Annotated in this window: 14 protein-coding genes; 7 read left to right on the top strand and 7 right to left on the bottom strand. The window is 53.8% G+C overall.

Annotation, left to right across the window (positions count from 1 at the left end):
• Nucleotides 1-272: 272 nt before the first annotated feature.
• Nucleotides 273-1,370: a redox-regulated ATPase YchF gene (gene ychF, locus OCA8868_RS15500; protein ID WP_093997499.1), complete on the bottom strand. Its 1,098-nt coding sequence runs from the start codon at nucleotides 1,368-1,370 to the stop codon at nucleotides 273-275.
• Between the two features lie 125 nt (nucleotides 1,371-1,495).
• On the opposite strand from ychF, the gene trpA reads away from it, so the two are divergent.
• The 3 genes from trpA to OCA8868_RS15485 all read left to right on the top strand — a co-directional run bounded on the left by trpA (nucleotide 1,496) and on the right by OCA8868_RS15485 (nucleotide 4,381).
• Complete coding sequence (gene trpA / locus OCA8868_RS15495) at nucleotides 1,496-2,287, top strand: tryptophan synthase subunit alpha (protein WP_093997498.1); 792 nt, start codon at nucleotides 1,496-1,498, stop codon at nucleotides 2,285-2,287.
• Between the two features lie 130 nt (nucleotides 2,288-2,417).
• A complete protein-coding gene (locus OCA8868_RS15490) occupies nucleotides 2,418-3,581 on the top strand; it encodes an alpha-hydroxy acid oxidase (RefSeq protein ID WP_093997497.1) in 1,164 nt (387 codons plus the stop codon).
• 143 nt (nucleotides 3,582-3,724) lie between these two features.
• Nucleotides 3,725-4,381 carry a 50S ribosomal protein L25/general stress protein Ctc gene (locus OCA8868_RS15485; protein ID WP_093997496.1) on the top strand — a complete coding sequence of 219 codons (657 nt, stop codon included), beginning with the start codon at nucleotides 3,725-3,727 and terminating at the stop codon, nucleotides 4,379-4,381.
• Between the two features lie 77 nt (nucleotides 4,382-4,458).
• Here the strand turns inward: OCA8868_RS15485 and OCA8868_RS15480 are convergent, their stop codons facing one another.
• Nucleotides 4,459-5,685, bottom strand: coding sequence for a sensor domain-containing phosphodiesterase (locus tag OCA8868_RS15480; protein WP_093997495.1), 1,227 nt, complete (start codon nucleotides 5,683-5,685; stop codon nucleotides 4,459-4,461).
• Between the two features lie 133 nt (nucleotides 5,686-5,818).
• On the opposite strand from OCA8868_RS15480, the gene pth reads away from it, so the two are divergent.
• Genes pth through OCA8868_RS15460 form a run of 4 tightly spaced genes read left to right on the top strand, consistent with a single transcriptional unit; the run spans nucleotide 5,819 to nucleotide 8,578 of the window.
• Nucleotides 5,819-6,505 (top strand): aminoacyl-tRNA hydrolase, encoded by a 687-nt coding sequence (gene pth, locus OCA8868_RS15475; protein ID WP_093997593.1) that lies wholly within the window; start codon nucleotides 5,819-5,821, stop codon nucleotides 6,503-6,505.
• A gap of 51 nt (nucleotides 6,506-6,556) precedes the next feature.
• A complete protein-coding gene (locus OCA8868_RS15470; protein ID WP_093997494.1) occupies nucleotides 6,557-7,738 on the top strand; it encodes a serine hydrolase domain-containing protein in 1,182 nt (393 codons plus the stop codon).
• On the top strand, nucleotides 7,738-8,112 hold the full coding sequence (locus tag OCA8868_RS15465) for a DUF2237 family protein (RefSeq protein ID WP_093997493.1): 375 nt from the start codon (nucleotides 7,738-7,740) through the stop codon (nucleotides 8,110-8,112). The genes OCA8868_RS15470 and OCA8868_RS15465 overlap by 1 nt, the downstream gene beginning before the upstream one ends.
• A complete protein-coding gene (locus tag OCA8868_RS15460; protein WP_093997492.1) occupies nucleotides 8,105-8,578 on the top strand; it encodes a tRNA (cytidine(34)-2'-O)-methyltransferase in 474 nt (157 codons plus the stop codon). Before OCA8868_RS15465 ends, OCA8868_RS15460 begins: the two co-directional genes overlap by 8 nt.
• A gap of 9 nt (nucleotides 8,579-8,587) precedes the next feature.
• Here the strand turns inward: OCA8868_RS15460 and trpB are convergent, their stop codons facing one another.
• The 5 genes from trpB to rpsA all read right to left on the bottom strand — a co-directional run bounded on the left by trpB (nucleotide 8,588) and on the right by rpsA (nucleotide 13,513).
• A complete protein-coding gene (gene trpB / locus OCA8868_RS15455) occupies nucleotides 8,588-9,817 on the bottom strand; it encodes a tryptophan synthase subunit beta (protein ID WP_093997491.1) in 1,230 nt (409 codons plus the stop codon).
• 389 nt (nucleotides 9,818-10,206) lie between these two features.
• Nucleotides 10,207-10,872, bottom strand: coding sequence for a phosphoribosylanthranilate isomerase (locus OCA8868_RS15445; protein ID WP_093997489.1), 666 nt, complete (start codon nucleotides 10,870-10,872; stop codon nucleotides 10,207-10,209).
• A gap of 6 nt (nucleotides 10,873-10,878) precedes the next feature.
• Nucleotides 10,879-11,229, bottom strand: coding sequence for a LapA family protein (locus OCA8868_RS15440; protein ID WP_093997488.1), 351 nt, complete (start codon nucleotides 11,227-11,229; stop codon nucleotides 10,879-10,881).
• 9 nt (nucleotides 11,230-11,238) lie between these two features.
• Nucleotides 11,239-11,520, bottom strand: a complete 282-nt coding sequence (ihfB, locus tag OCA8868_RS15435) for an integration host factor subunit beta (protein ID WP_093997592.1) — start codon at nucleotides 11,518-11,520, stop codon at nucleotides 11,239-11,241.
• 310 nt (nucleotides 11,521-11,830) lie between these two features.
• Nucleotides 11,831-13,513: a 30S ribosomal protein S1 gene (rpsA, locus tag OCA8868_RS15430; RefSeq protein WP_093997487.1), complete on the bottom strand. Its 1,683-nt coding sequence runs from the start codon at nucleotides 13,511-13,513 to the stop codon at nucleotides 11,831-11,833.
• Nucleotides 13,514-13,595 lie beyond the last annotated feature (82 nt).

Here is a 13,595-nt window from a genome sequence, read left to right as displayed (position 1 = left end):
GTAAACGGCAGCCATCGATTCAACTTAAGGTGTTATTCATGGGCATAAACCAAAAAATCGATCAGTTGGCTTATTGAGAAAAAGTGGTCAATAGTTGCGGCACGAAAGTGACACATGCTTAGATAGAAGCTGCATAAGCGCTTGTTATGTAAGGTAAATTAAAGGTGAAAATTTGCCTTAGCAGGGGAGCGCCTTCGACCACTCGGCCACGTCTCCGCTGACCGCAATAGCGGTCTGGCAATTGAGGGGCAAGGGTGAATTCACCCAAAATTTTAGGTGTTGAACAAGAAGTGCAGGACATCGCCGTCTTTGACGACATAACCTTTACCTTCAGCACGCATTTTACCGGCTTCTTTTGCAGCCTGTTCACCGCCCAAAGTTACGAAGTCTTCATAGGCGATCGTCTCGGCGCGGATGAAGCCTTTTTCGAAGTCACCGTGGATCACGCCAGCCGCTTGCGGGGCTTTGGTTTCGGCCGGAACCGTCCACGCGCGGGCCTCTTTTGGGCCTACGGTGAAATAGGTTTCGAGGTGCAGTAGCGCGTAGCCTGCTTTGATAAGACGGTCCAAACCAGCCTCATGCAGGCCCATCTCCTCAAGGAACATGGCGGCTTCGTCATCTTCAAGCTGGCTGATTTCTTCTTCGATCTGGGCGGAAATGATGACGTGGCTATTGCCCTGATTGGCGGCCATTTCGGCAACGGCGGCAGAATGGGAGTTGCCGTCAGAGGCTTCAGATTCGCCTACGTTACACACATACAAAACGGGCTTCGTCGTCAAAAGTTGCAGCATATTCCATGCCTTAAGGTCATCATCATCGACCTCGATTGTGCGTGCAGGCTTGCCGTTTTCAAGCGCGGCTTTGGCTTCTTCGAGCAAACGCACCTGCTGAACAGCGTCTTTGTCGCCGCCCTTCACCTTGCGCACAAGGTTTTGCAGCCGCTTTTCGATGCTTTCCAGATCGGCCAGCATCAGTTCTGTTTCAATCGTTTCTGCGTCCGCAACGGGGTCAACGCGACCGTCGACATGGGTTACATCCCCATCTTCGAAACAACGCAACACATGGGCGATTGCGTCGGTTTCGCGGATGTTGGCAAGGAATTGGTTGCCCAGACCTTCGCCCTTGGACGCGCCTTTTACGAGGCCCGCAATATCCACAAACGTCATGCGCGTCGGGATAATGGACTTTGAACTCGCAATCTCGGCCAGCTTATCAAGGCGCGCGTCCGGCACAGCGACCTCACCCACATTGGGTTCAATCGTACAAAACGGAAAGTTTGCAGCCTGTGCAGCGGCAGTCCGCGTCAACGCGTTAAACAACGTGGATTTACCCACGTTTGGCATGCCTACGATACCCATTTTAAAACCCATGACGGCGCTCCTGCTTAATGTTTGTTGGCTTCTAGGCCGCAAGAGGCCCGCCCGCAAGCATTTGAGGCATTGATTTTCGCCCGCGCCTGCGCCAAACCGCATAGACCGCTGAAAAGGACACTCCGATGACACGTATTGACGCCAAATTCGCAGAGCTTCGCGCCGCCAAAAAAAAGGCGTTCGTTGCCTATGTTATGGCGGGTGATCCGGACTATGCGAAATCGCTGGAAATCGTCAAAGGGTTGCCTGGCGCCGGTGTCGACATCATCGAACTTGGCCTTCCCTTTACGGACCCAATGGCAGATGGCGCAACCATTCAACTGGCAGGCCAGCGCGCCCTTGATGGTGGCATGACCCTCGATCAAACGCTTTCGATCGCTGCCGAGCTTCGCAAAACTGACGACACGACCCCGATTGTTCTTATGGGCTACTACAACCCGATCTATTCCCGTGGCGTCGATAAATTCTTGGAACAAGCAAAGGCAGCAGGCATCGACGGGCTGATCATCGTTGATCTGCCACCTGAGGAAGACGAAGAGCTCTGCATTCCAGCCCAAGCTGCTGGCCTTAATTTCATTCGCCTTGCAACGCCGACAACGGATGAAAAGCGCCTGCCAAAGGTTCTCCAGAACACGTCCGGCTTTGTCTATTACGTTTCCGTAACGGGAACGACAGGCGCTGCTGCGGCACAGGCCAGCGACGTCGCACCAGAAGTCGCGCGTATCAAAGCATCAACCGACCTGCCCGTAATTGTTGGGTTCGGGGTGCGCACACCGGACACAGCCAAAGACATCGCCGGTGTCGCTGATGGCACTGTCGTCGGGTCGGCCATCGTTGAAAAAATAGCTGCGGATGAGTCCGTGGAAGATGTGCTGGCCTTCGTGAAAACACTTTCAGACGGCGCACACTCGGCCTAACAGGGCGCCAAACTCTTATTAAGAGTTTGCGACAATTCATTTGAAATGAATTGTGTCCGTCGCGCTAGGCTTGTGCCCAAATCGACAAATTGGTAAGAGAACCTAACCAATACAGCCGAAAGTTCGCGATATGCCTGTTATCACCACCATTGACGACCTGAAACGCATCCACAAACGTCGCACGCCCAAGATGTTTTATGACTACGCTGAAAGCGGATCATGGACAGAACAGACATTCCGCGAAAACACGTCCGACTTTGACAAAATCCGCCTGCGCCAACGGGTTGCCATGGATATGACCGATCGCACCACGGCTAGCCAAATGATCGGCCAAGACGTTTCAATGCCTGTCGCCCTCGCCCCTGTCGGACTAACAGGAATGCAATGTGCTGACGGCGAGATAAAGGCCGCAAAAGCCGCTGAAAAATTCGGCGTGCCATTCACCCTGTCGACCATGTCGATCTGTTCCATCGAAGATGTCGCCGAAAACACAGACAAACCGTTCTGGTTTCAGGTTTATACGATCAAGGACGACGACTTTATGAAGCGTCTCTTTGAGCGCGCGAAGGCGGCTAAATGTTCTGCCATTGTGATCACCCTAGACCTTCAAATCCTCGGGCAACGACACAAAGACCTTAAGAACGGGCTGACCGCGCCGCCGAAGTTCACAATTCCGACGATGCTCGACCTCGCGACGAAATGGACGTGGGGGCTGCAAATGCTGCAAACCAAACGCCGTTTTTTCGGCAATATCGTGGGTCACGCAAAAGGCGTCACTGATCCGTCCTCGCTGTCGGAATGGACCGCTCAGGCGTTTGACCAGTCGCTGGATTGGAACCGCGTCGCCGAATTGATGAAAATGTGGGATGGGCCTGTCATCCTGAAGGGCATTCTTGACGTCGAAGACGCGAAAAAGGCCGCCGATTTGGGTGCTGATGCGATTATCGTGTCTAACCACGGCGGACGCCAGTTGGACGGCGCACTGTCATCGATCCGTATGCTGGAACAGATCGTAGACGCTGTCGGGGATCGTATTGACGTGCATTTCGACAGCGGCATTCGATCCGGTCAGGACGTGCTTAAAGCTATCGCGCTTGGCGCAAAGGGCACATACATCGGCCGCGCTTTCGTCAATGGTTTGGGCGCGATGGGTGAGGCCGGCGTAACCAAGGCCCTAGAAGTCATCCACAAGGAATTGGACCTTACCATGGCGCTATGTGGCCACCGCGACATTTCAGAAGTCGACAAAGATATTTTGCTGATCCCCGAAGATTTCTCAGGGAAGTGGGCCTAACAGGACCACACTGCAAAAACGTCTTTCCAAAAAGGGATTCGTGCCCTATACGCGCGACTTCACTGGGAGCCATTGCGGTTCCTGACATGGAAAAGTGGGTCGTCAACAGAATTAGGCGACGCGCGAATTGAAAGGATACTAACATGGCTGGCCAAGTTCCAGATTTTGAAGCAACACTCCGCACTGACACAGGTAAAGGCGCTGCGCGCCAAGCACGCCGTGACGGTCTTGTACCGGGCGTTGTTTACGGTGGCGGTGAAGACCCAATCGCGATCAACGTTCCATTCAACGTTCTGTTCAAAAAGCTGAAAGCTGGCCGTTTCTTGTCCACGCTTTTCAACCTGAAAGTTGAAGGCCACGACGACGTCCGCGTTATCTGCCGTAATGTTCAGCGCCACGTTGTCAAAGATTTGCCAACGCACCTCGACTTCATGCGCCTTAAGCGCACATCGAAGATCAACCTGTTCATCGGTGTTGAATTCATTAACGAAGACGAATGCCCTGCGATCAAGCAAGGCGGCATCTTGGTACCAGTTCGTAACGAAGTCGAACTGATCGTTACTGCGGGTGATATTCCTGAAACACTGACAGTTGATCTGGCAGGTCTCGAAATCGGCGACACCATCACGATTTCAAACATCACGCTGCCTGCTGGCTCCAAGCCAACAATTGACCGTGACTTCGTTATTGCGAACCTGCAGGCACCTGCAGCTCTGACATCTGCTGATGATGAAGACGAAGCCGGCGAAGACGTTGCAGCGGACGAAGTTCCAGCGACTACAGAAGCATCCGAAGAATAAGCCTTCGATCTTAATTAATTTGAAGGGCGTGCCATTTGGCGCGCCCTTTTTGTTTGGGTGATCACGTTAGACAAAACCTAAGCGGACCGAACGAGTTTCAACACATCTGACGATAGCGTAGGGCGCCCAAGGTGAAACCCCTGCCCCATCTCGACACCAAGGTTTTTGAGCGTCCGCATCTCTGCTTCGGTTTCGATTCCTTCGGCAACAACGTGTGCATTTGTATCCCGCGCGAACTGAACCATCGCAGACGCGAGCGCCCGCCGCGCCAGATCCTTGTCGACATCATGGGTGAGCGACATATCCAGCTTAATTACGTCTGGACGCAATCGAATGATTTGCTGTAGCCCCGAATACCCTGCACCGGCATCATCCACGGCGATACGAGCACCGTGTTCGCGCAGCTTGTCAATTTCCATCAGCAAAACGTCGATATCTTCAATTGCAGCGTGCTCTGTGATCTCAACAACGACCCGGCTTCCGCCTGCCGCTTCGATAAGCGCGGACAGTTTTCCCGTGGCCAAGGTCGCGGGCGATGTATTCACAGCCAAGTAACAAGACGCCGGCAACTGCGGCAGGACTTTTAGCGCCACTTCGATCACGAACAATTCCAACGCCACCTGCAATCCAACCTCGGCGGCATCATCAAACCACTGGTCAGGCGGTCGATAGGGTTGCGGTGAGAACCTGCACAACGCCTCATATCCAGCCGTCCCCTGATCTTTTAAGCGGAGAATGGGTTGCAAAGCGATCTCAAACAGCTCTGCCTCTAAGACGTCCCTGATTGTGTTCAGTTTTTGAAGCGCCGTAGATGCAAATTTCAACCTCGCATTCACCTGATCCCCAGCAAGCGAGGCAAACGCGCGCGCAACTTCAAGATCACGATTGTTCAGCGTGGGTCGGGCAACTTTGCCAAAACTGCAAAACATTCCGTAAACCGAACCGTCATCACGCAAAATCGGGACGCCAACATAGCTGCCCACCGGAAACGTATGTGTAACCTCAAGACCTGCGGTGAACGGATGCAACTTCGTGTCTGGTATCAATTCTGGCAGCTGGCCACTAACGACATAGTTGCAATAGGTTTCAGCAAGTGGCTGTCTCCCCCCAACTTTAATACTGTTTTCGTATCCGGGCGCACAAACATCCCTAAAGATAACATCGTCGCCGACGAACTCAGAAACATACGCAACATCCATCTCAAGATGGCTCCGCATAAACGATAAAGAATGCATGATAATGTCATCAACCCCGGGAACCAGGCTGGGGGCCAAAACGGAGGCATTGGGAGGATTGTTGAACATTGGATACCTTCTTTTCGGGTATTTTTTGCAAAAAACTCTTAAACAATACGTTACCGAGCACATTTCAATTTAGAACAATTTTATGGACCGTGGCGGGCTAGGACTGGCGCGCAATGGCCGATATAGAGAACGCATGAAACTCTTTGTTGGCCTTGGAAATCCCGGCGCGAAATATGCGCAAAATCGTCATAACATTGGCTTTATGGCGCTGGATCAGATTGGATCTGATCATGGATTTGCGCCATGGCGATCCAAGTTTCAGGGTCAAATCACCGAAGGTCGCCTAGGGCGGGAAAAAGTTCTGCTTCTGAAACCGGAAACTTTTATGAACTTGTCGGGGCAATCCGTTGGTGAAGCCATGCGGTTTTACAAACTCGACAGCACAGATGTCGTTGTGTTCCACGATGAACTCGATCTCGCGCCTGCCAAGGTCCGGCTAAAGTCTGGCGGTGGGCATGCGGGCCACAATGGGCTGCGCTCCATCCATCAACACATCAGTCCCCATTATGACCGCGTTCGCCTTGGCGTCGGACATCCGGGCCATAAAGACCGTGTTTCCGGATATGTACTAAGCGACTTTGCCAAGGCAGATCAAAACTGGCTCGACGATGTGTTGCGGGGCATTTCTGATGGAGCCGCACATCTGGCGGACGACGAAGGGCCGAAATTTCTCAATGCCGTGGCACTGCGCGTAAATCCTCCCCGCCCGTCAACAGGTACCAAGCGAAAGCCAGACCAAAAACAGGTTGAGCCAGCACCAGAGAAGCCTGCTGAAGACACGCGCAGCGCGCTGCAAAAACTCGCTGACAAATTCAGGTAACTTACCCGTTTCGAAACCCCCAAGACCCCCGCTAACAATCGAAAGCTAGATATGAGAACCTTTCTAAAATGGCTACTGCGCGGGATCCTGTTGAGTGCCGTGCTCATCGCAATCATCGCCGCTTCCCAGCGTGAAAAACTTGGGCGTCTGATGGCTGTGAATTCTTTGTTCAGCGAAGATCGCATCGTCGAGAATTTCACGCAGATGGACACGATGTTTGAAACCGTGGCAGTTCCGGCCGAAGGCACAACATCTAACGAGCTGGCACCTGGCGCGACCATGGAGATGCCTGCAGGCTACACCACTTGGGCAGATGACCGCGCGGTCACTGGCATTGTCGTGCTGCAAAACGGCGTCATTCGGTATGAGGACTATCCGCTAACCGCGGTGGGCGAAGATGACCCCGCCTCGTCACGCCGCATCAGTTGGTCGGTCGCCAAGTCGTTCCTTTCTGTACTTATGGGTATCCTGCACGAAGACGGCACAATCCCAGATCTGGACGCGCCGGTCACACAGTACGCGCCGACGCTTGCGGGTACAGCCTACGACGGCGCAACCATCCGCAATGTCTTGCAGATGTCGTCTGGCGTGGAATTTGACGAAGACTATTTAGATTTCTGGAGCGACATCAACAAAATGGGCCGCGTCTTGGCGCTTGGCCAATCAATGGACGGTTTTGCCGAAGGGTTAGACGCAACCTTTGCCCCTGCCGGTGAGACATGGCAGTACGTCTCCATCGACACCCACATCATCGGCATGGTGATCCGCGGCGCAACGGGACGCAGCATTCCTGATCTGCTCAGTGAGAAGGTCATCACTCCACTTCGCCCAACGGCCACGCCCTACTACCTCACGGATGGGTACGGCATCGCGTTTGTTCTTGGTGGGCTGAACCTTACGACCCATGACTACGCGCTGTTCGGCCATATGATCGCCAATGGCGGCATTTCTTTTGGCACGCGCATCGTGTCTGAAGACTGGATCATCGAAAGCACAGCGCCCAGCGCCAATACAACGCCCGACCAATACGGTTACGGTTATCAATGGTGGGTTCCTATCGGCGCCACGGAAGGTCAATTCATGGCCCGCGGCATCTACGGCCAATATATCTACATTGACCGCCCGCGCGGGGTTGTCATTGCCGTCAATTCCGCCGACAGGGGTTTTCGAAACGAAGGCGTCGACGATAGCAACGTCGATATGTTCCGCCTCATCGCAGGAAGCTTGGACTGATGGAAAAAGACCCCTCTCTTAATGTGCTGGGCGGCGCCTTGCAAACCTGCTCAATGGATCCGGTGACTGGGTACTTCCGCAACGGTGCGTGCGACACTTGCGCCGCCGATGAAGGCAGCCACACTGTTTGTGCGGTGATGACGGCAGAGTTCCTCGCCTATTCCAAATATGTCGGCAACGATCTGTCCACCCCGCGCCCTGAATACGGGTTCGCAGGGCTGAACGCAGGCGATGGCTGGTGCCTGTGCGCCGCACGGTTCCTGCAAGCCGCTGATGAGGGCTGCGCACCGAAGGTCAATCTAGCTGCAACCCATCAGCGCGCGCTTGAAATCGTACCGCTCGACGTTTTGCAAAAGCACGACGCCGATGTCTGAACCGCGCCTGAAGATCGTCCTCGTGACCCCTGAAATTCCGTACAACACAGGGGCCATCGGGCGCACCTGTGTTGCGCTGGAACTAGAGCTGATCCTGATTAAGCCATACGGATTTTCGCTGGACGAAAAGGCCGTGAAACGCGCCGGAACGGACTATTGGAAACACGTCACCCTGAGCGAATACGACGATTGGGAAACCTTCATAACAGAACGTAATCCGCCACGCGACAGCATGTATTTCTTTGAGGAAGACGGCGAACACAGCCTGTACGAACCCGACTACCAACAGGACGCCTATCTCGTGTTTGGCTGTGAATCCGCAGGCCTGCCAACCACCATTCTAGACGGGAACAACGATCGCGTATTCCACCTACCAATGCTCAGCCCGCTTGTGCGGTCTCTGAACCTCGCAAACGTGGCGACAGCGGTGATCTATCAGGCAATGCGCCCGCAATTGATGGGCTGAACGAAGCGTTTAAGCGCCGTCAGACATATCCAAGCCCAGCGCCTTAGCAACGGTAAAGATATCCTTATCGCCGCGCCCACACATGTTCATGACCAACAGGTGATCCTTTGGAAGGGTCGGTGCGATCTTCATCACGTGCGCCAAGGCATGGGACGGTTCCAAAGCGGGAATGATACCTTCCATTGCACAAGACAGCTGGAACGCCTCAAGCGCTTCAACATCGGTGATGGCGACGTATTCAGCACGGCCAATTTCATGCAACCATGAATGCTCTGGGCCGATCCCCGGATAATCGAGGCCCGCCGAAATCGAGTGGCCTTCCAGAATTTGCCCATCGTCATCTTGCAACAGATAGGTGCGGTTGCCATGCAGCACGCCTGGGCGACCACCTGTCAGCGATGCGCAATGTTCCATCTTGGCATTCACGCCTTTGCCGCCGGCTTCAACCCCGATGATGTTGACGGACTTGTCGTCAAGGAACGGAAAGAACAGCCCCATCGCATTGGACCCGCCACCGATGGCGGCAATCAATGTATCAGGCAAACGGCCTTCGGCGGCTTGCATCTGCTCTTTGGTTTCCTTGCCGATGATAGCCTGAAAATCACGTACCATTGCGGGGTACGGATGCGGCCCAGCAACGGTGCCAATGCAATAGAACGTATCGCGCACATTGGTGACCCAATCGCGCAACGCGTCATTCATCGCGTCCTTTAATGTGCCACGGCCTGACGTCACAGGAACAACCTCGGCGCCAAGCAATCTCATACGGAACACGTTCGGCGCTTGGCGTTCAACGTCATGCGCACCCATATAGACCACACACTTCAAGCCGAACTTGGCACAGACAGTTGCCGTCGCAACCCCGTGCTGACCTGCACCGGTCTCCGCAATAATCCGTGTCTTGCCCATACGGCGTGCCAGAATGATCTGACCCAAAACGTTATTAATCTTATGCGCGCCCGTGTGGTTCAGTTCATCACGCTTCAGGTAAATCTTCGCACCACCCAAATGTTCGGTCAGCCGTTCGGCAAAATACAGCGGCGACGGGCGGCCCACATAATGCGTCCACAGGTCATTCATCTCAGCCCAGAAGGTTTCATCCGTCTTTGCGTGCTCATACTGCTCCTCAAGCTCGAGAATCAGTGGCATCAGCGTCTCGGATACAAACCGCCCACCAAAGTCGCCAAAACGACCCTTTTCATCAGGGCCAGTCATAAAGGAATTGAAAAGATCGTTCATCGCGCGTCTCCGGCCATTTGCTTGGGCTGGCGCGAGATGTAACGTGGCTGTTTCATTAGGTAAAGCTGAACACAGACTTTCCTCGAAAGTCTGTCCACAAATCTTCTAGGAAGATTTGCCCCGCCCTACCGTCAGGCGTACCGGTTCCGCATTGCAAAAGACAACCACTTGCCCTGCGTTTTCAACCATAGAAAACCCGCGTCTCGCGATCTCGCGCTCAAAAACACTGCGGCCAACCATCCGCTCCATATCACGGGTCTTTCGCCTAACGATCCCACCTTCACGCGCCGCGCGAGCGGAAAAAAGATGATGGAACCATTGAGCTGGTGTGACTGGAATCACGGCGTGTTTCATAAATCCACTCTAGCCTAAGGACAGTTAATGACGCCTTAAAGCTTTGGGACCGAAGGGCTTTTCGCAGCCCTTACGAACGCTTGGATCAGCCCCGCATCTTTGACGCCGACGGTCCCCTCAACACCGCTGGATACATCAACCTGCGTGGCACCAGTGCGGCGCACAGCCTCCGCAACGTTGTCTGGCGTCAAACCGCCTGCCAACACCCAAGGAACGGTCCAGTACTTGCGATCAGCAAGCAGGGTCCAGTCAAAGGCCAGTCCGTTGCCACCCGGTAGCGGCGCGTCTTTGGGTGGTTTGGCATCAATCAACAGCTGATCGGCCACCACAGCATAGGTATCAATCGCCGGCAGATCGCTGGCGTCTGCAATTCCAACGGCCTTCATGACCGGCAACCCATAACGCGCTTTCACTTCCGCCACACGTTCAGGCGTTTCTGATCCGTGAAGTTGCAGCATATCCAATGGAACGGCAGACGTGATTGCATCCAACAACGCGTCATCCGCATTCACAACCAGCGCCACCTTCGCCACGCCCAAAGGCACATCAACCGCAAGGGCAGCAGCGTCTTCAATGGAAATGTTGCGTGGAGACTTAGGGAAAAACACGAAACCAACATAGGTCGCACCAGCAGACGCTGCCGCATCAACATCAGCCGCCGTTCGCAGCCCGCAAATCTTTACCCGAATGTCGTTTGGCATCGGCCTTTAGCTGGCTTTATCAAGCAGCGCGACGATCTCGTCTTTACCTTCGTGCTTCTGCTCTTTCAGGCTGTCGACTTCTCGCTTAAGCGCGTCTCGTTCACGACCCGTCGCACGGGCATCTGCACGCATCCGATGCTCACGCACCCATTCCCACAGGAACCCAATCAACAAACCCACGCCAACACCGATAAAGATTGCCATAAACAACGGCATCTCGATGTCAGGTGAAATGCCTAGAGGCGCAGCCAACGCTTCAGGCATTGCGCGAAGCGTAACGATATCACGATTGGCCATGCCAACAATGATAAGGGCGGTCCCGACGATAGCCCAGAAAGTGTACTTTATATATTTCATGGAAGCAGTTTACTTCCCGTTCAACCGGTCCCGCAAGAGCTTGCCGGTCTTAAAAAACGGAACATGCTTTTCTTCAACTTGAACAGCCTCACCCGTGCGCGGGTTTCGGCCCAAGCGGGCGTCACGTTTCTTAACTGAAAATGCGCCAAAGCCGCGCAGTTCAACGCGGTCACCATTCGCCATAGCGTCAATAATGCGGTCAAAAATAGTATTAACAATTTTTTCAACGTCGCGCTGGAACAGGTGCGGATTCTGTTCGGCGATCTTATCAGTCAATTCGGAACGGATCATATTGATGTTCTCCCCCATCGGATTTTTTGCGGGTCATGGCGCGATGACCTCTTATCCAGAGACTATAGGATGGAAAATCCGTTCGCGGAAGAACCCCAAAGGGCGATTCAGACCCCAAACGCACAGAATTGGCACAGAATCCAAGCCAAATCAGTAAATGAAACCGGATACTTGCGGCGATCACCCTTTGCGGTGGACGTCTCACACAACTGATTCGAAGCGGTAGTTGCGATGTAAAAACAAAACCCCGCCAGCTTTCGCCAGCGGGGTTTCAAGATTTCAATCAGTCAAATCTGACCGCAAGTACGACTTATTCGTCATCCTTGTTCAAAGCTGCGCCAAGGATATCGCCCAAGGACGCGCCGGAGTCAGAAGAACCGAACTGCTCGACTGCTTCTTTTTCTTCAGCAATCTCACGCGCTTTGATGGACAGACCCAAACGACGTGTTTTCGCGTCGATGTTTGTCACACGTGCATCGATCTTGTCGCCAACGCCGAAACGCTCAGGGCGCTGCTCGGCACGGTCACGGGACAGGTCAGAGCGACGGATGAAGGATTTCGCGCCTTCATAGTCAACTTCGATGCCGCCATCTTCGATCTTCGTGACTTCAACAGTTACGATTGTGCCGCGCTTAACGCCGCCAACTGCATCCTGGAACGGGTCACCGTCCATAGCTTTGATAGAGAGGCTGATGCGCTCCTTTTCAACGTCTACTTCAGTAACCTTAGCGTTCACCATGTCACCTTTGCGGAAATCACCGATGACGTCTTCGCCGCGGCCTTCCCATGTCAGGTCAGAGAGGTGAACCATGCCGTCGATGTCGCCTTCGAGGCCAACAAACAGACCGAATTCGGTGATGTTTTTGACTTCGCCTTCAACTTCGGTGCCTTCAGGGTGTGATTCAGCGAACACTTCCCATGGGTTACGCTGTGTCTGCTTAAGACCGAGCGATACGCGGCGCTTGGACTCGTCGATTTCCAGAACCATGACTTCAACTTCTTGCGAAGTAGACACGATCTTGCCTGGGTGTACGTTCTTCTTTGTCCAAGACATTTCAGAAACGTGCACAAGACCTTCAACACCGGCTTCCAGCTCAACAAATGCGCCGTAGTCGGTGATGTTTGTGACGCGACCAGTGTGCGTTGTGTCCAAAGCGTATTTGGCTGCAACAGCATCCCATGGATCTTCCTGCAGCTGCTTCATGCCGAGGGAGATACGGTGCGTGTCTTTGTTGATCTTGATCACCTGAACCTTGATCGTTTCACCAATTGTGAGGATCTCGGATGGGTGGTTCACACGGCGCCATGCCATGTCTGTGACGTGGAGCAAGCCGTCTACGCCGCCGAGGTCAACGAACGCACCGTATTCAGTGATGTTCTTAACCACGCCGTCAACTTCCTGACCTTCAGTCAGGTTGCCGATAACTTCTGCGCGCTGTTCTGCACGGGACTCTTCAAGGATTGCACGACGGGAAACAACGATGTTGCCACGACGACGGTCCATCTTGAGGATTTGGAACGGCTGCTTCAGCCCCATCAATGGGCCAGCGTCGCGCACTGGGCGTACGTCAACTTGGGACCCTGGCAAGAACGCAACAGCGCCGCCCAGATCAACAGTAAAGCCACCTTTAACGCGACCAAAGATTGCGCCTTCAACGCGCTCTTCGTCTGCGTATGCTTTCTCAAGGCGATCCCATGCTTCTTCACGGCGCGCCATCTCACGAGAGATAACAGCTTCGCCGCGGGCGTTTTCAGAAGAGCGAAGGAACACTTCGACTTCGTCGCCAACATTGATTTCTGGGGCTTCGCCAGGGTTTGCGAATTCTTTTACGTCAACGCGGCCTTCCATTTTGTAGCCTACGTCGATGATGGCCTGTCCCGCTTCGATTGCGATGACTTTGCCTTTTACGACACTACCTTCTTGTGGCGTGTCGATTTCGAAGCTTTCGTTCAAGAGTGCTTCAAACTCGTCCATTGATACGTTCTGAGCCATGTGGCGTCTGTTTCCGGTCTGTGTTGGCCGCGCGGGATCGTTTCCGCCGGACTTAGGTTATCCCACCAAAGGCGGGTTCAAG

Origin of the sequence: Octadecabacter ascidiaceicola (assembly GCF_900185015.1) — a bacterium.
Lineage (GTDB): Bacteria > Pseudomonadota > Alphaproteobacteria > Rhodobacterales > Rhodobacteraceae > Octadecabacter > Octadecabacter ascidiaceicola.
Note: the sequence above shows the minus strand (reverse complement) of the source record. Positions and strands in the feature narration are given on the sequence as shown.

Excerpts from the sequence above, each read along its gene's own strand:
- ychF (WP_093997499.1), bottom strand. The coding sequence starts at position 1,370 with ATGGGTTTTAAAATGGGTATCGTAGGCATGCCAAACGTGGGTAAATCC.
- trpA (WP_093997498.1), top strand. The coding sequence starts at position 1,496 with ATGACACGTATTGACGCCAAATTCGCAGAGCTTCGCGCCGCCAAAAAA.
- OCA8868_RS15490 (WP_093997497.1), top strand. The coding sequence starts at position 2,418 with ATGCCTGTTATCACCACCATTGACGACCTGAAACGCATCCACAAACGT.
- OCA8868_RS15485 (WP_093997496.1), top strand. The coding sequence starts at position 3,725 with ATGGCTGGCCAAGTTCCAGATTTTGAAGCAACACTCCGCACTGACACA.
- OCA8868_RS15480 (WP_093997495.1), bottom strand. The coding sequence starts at position 5,685 with ATGTTCAACAATCCTCCCAATGCCTCCGTTTTGGCCCCCAGCCTGGTT.
- pth (WP_093997593.1), top strand. The coding sequence starts at position 5,819 with ATGAAACTCTTTGTTGGCCTTGGAAATCCCGGCGCGAAATATGCGCAA.
- OCA8868_RS15470 (WP_093997494.1), top strand. The coding sequence starts at position 6,557 with ATGAGAACCTTTCTAAAATGGCTACTGCGCGGGATCCTGTTGAGTGCC.
- OCA8868_RS15465 (WP_093997493.1), top strand. The coding sequence starts at position 7,738 with ATGGAAAAAGACCCCTCTCTTAATGTGCTGGGCGGCGCCTTGCAAACC.
- OCA8868_RS15460 (WP_093997492.1), top strand. The coding sequence starts at position 8,105 with ATGTCTGAACCGCGCCTGAAGATCGTCCTCGTGACCCCTGAAATTCCG.
- trpB (WP_093997491.1), bottom strand. The coding sequence starts at position 9,817 with ATGAACGATCTTTTCAATTCCTTTATGACTGGCCCTGATGAAAAGGGT.
- OCA8868_RS15445 (WP_093997489.1), bottom strand. The coding sequence starts at position 10,872 with ATGCCAAACGACATTCGGGTAAAGATTTGCGGGCTGCGAACGGCGGCT.
- OCA8868_RS15440 (WP_093997488.1), bottom strand. The coding sequence starts at position 11,229 with ATGAAATATATAAAGTACACTTTCTGGGCTATCGTCGGGACCGCCCTT.
- ihfB (WP_093997592.1), bottom strand. The coding sequence starts at position 11,520 with ATGATCCGTTCCGAATTGACTGATAAGATCGCCGAACAGAATCCGCAC.
- rpsA (WP_093997487.1), bottom strand. The coding sequence starts at position 13,513 with ATGGCTCAGAACGTATCAATGGACGAGTTTGAAGCACTCTTGAACGAA.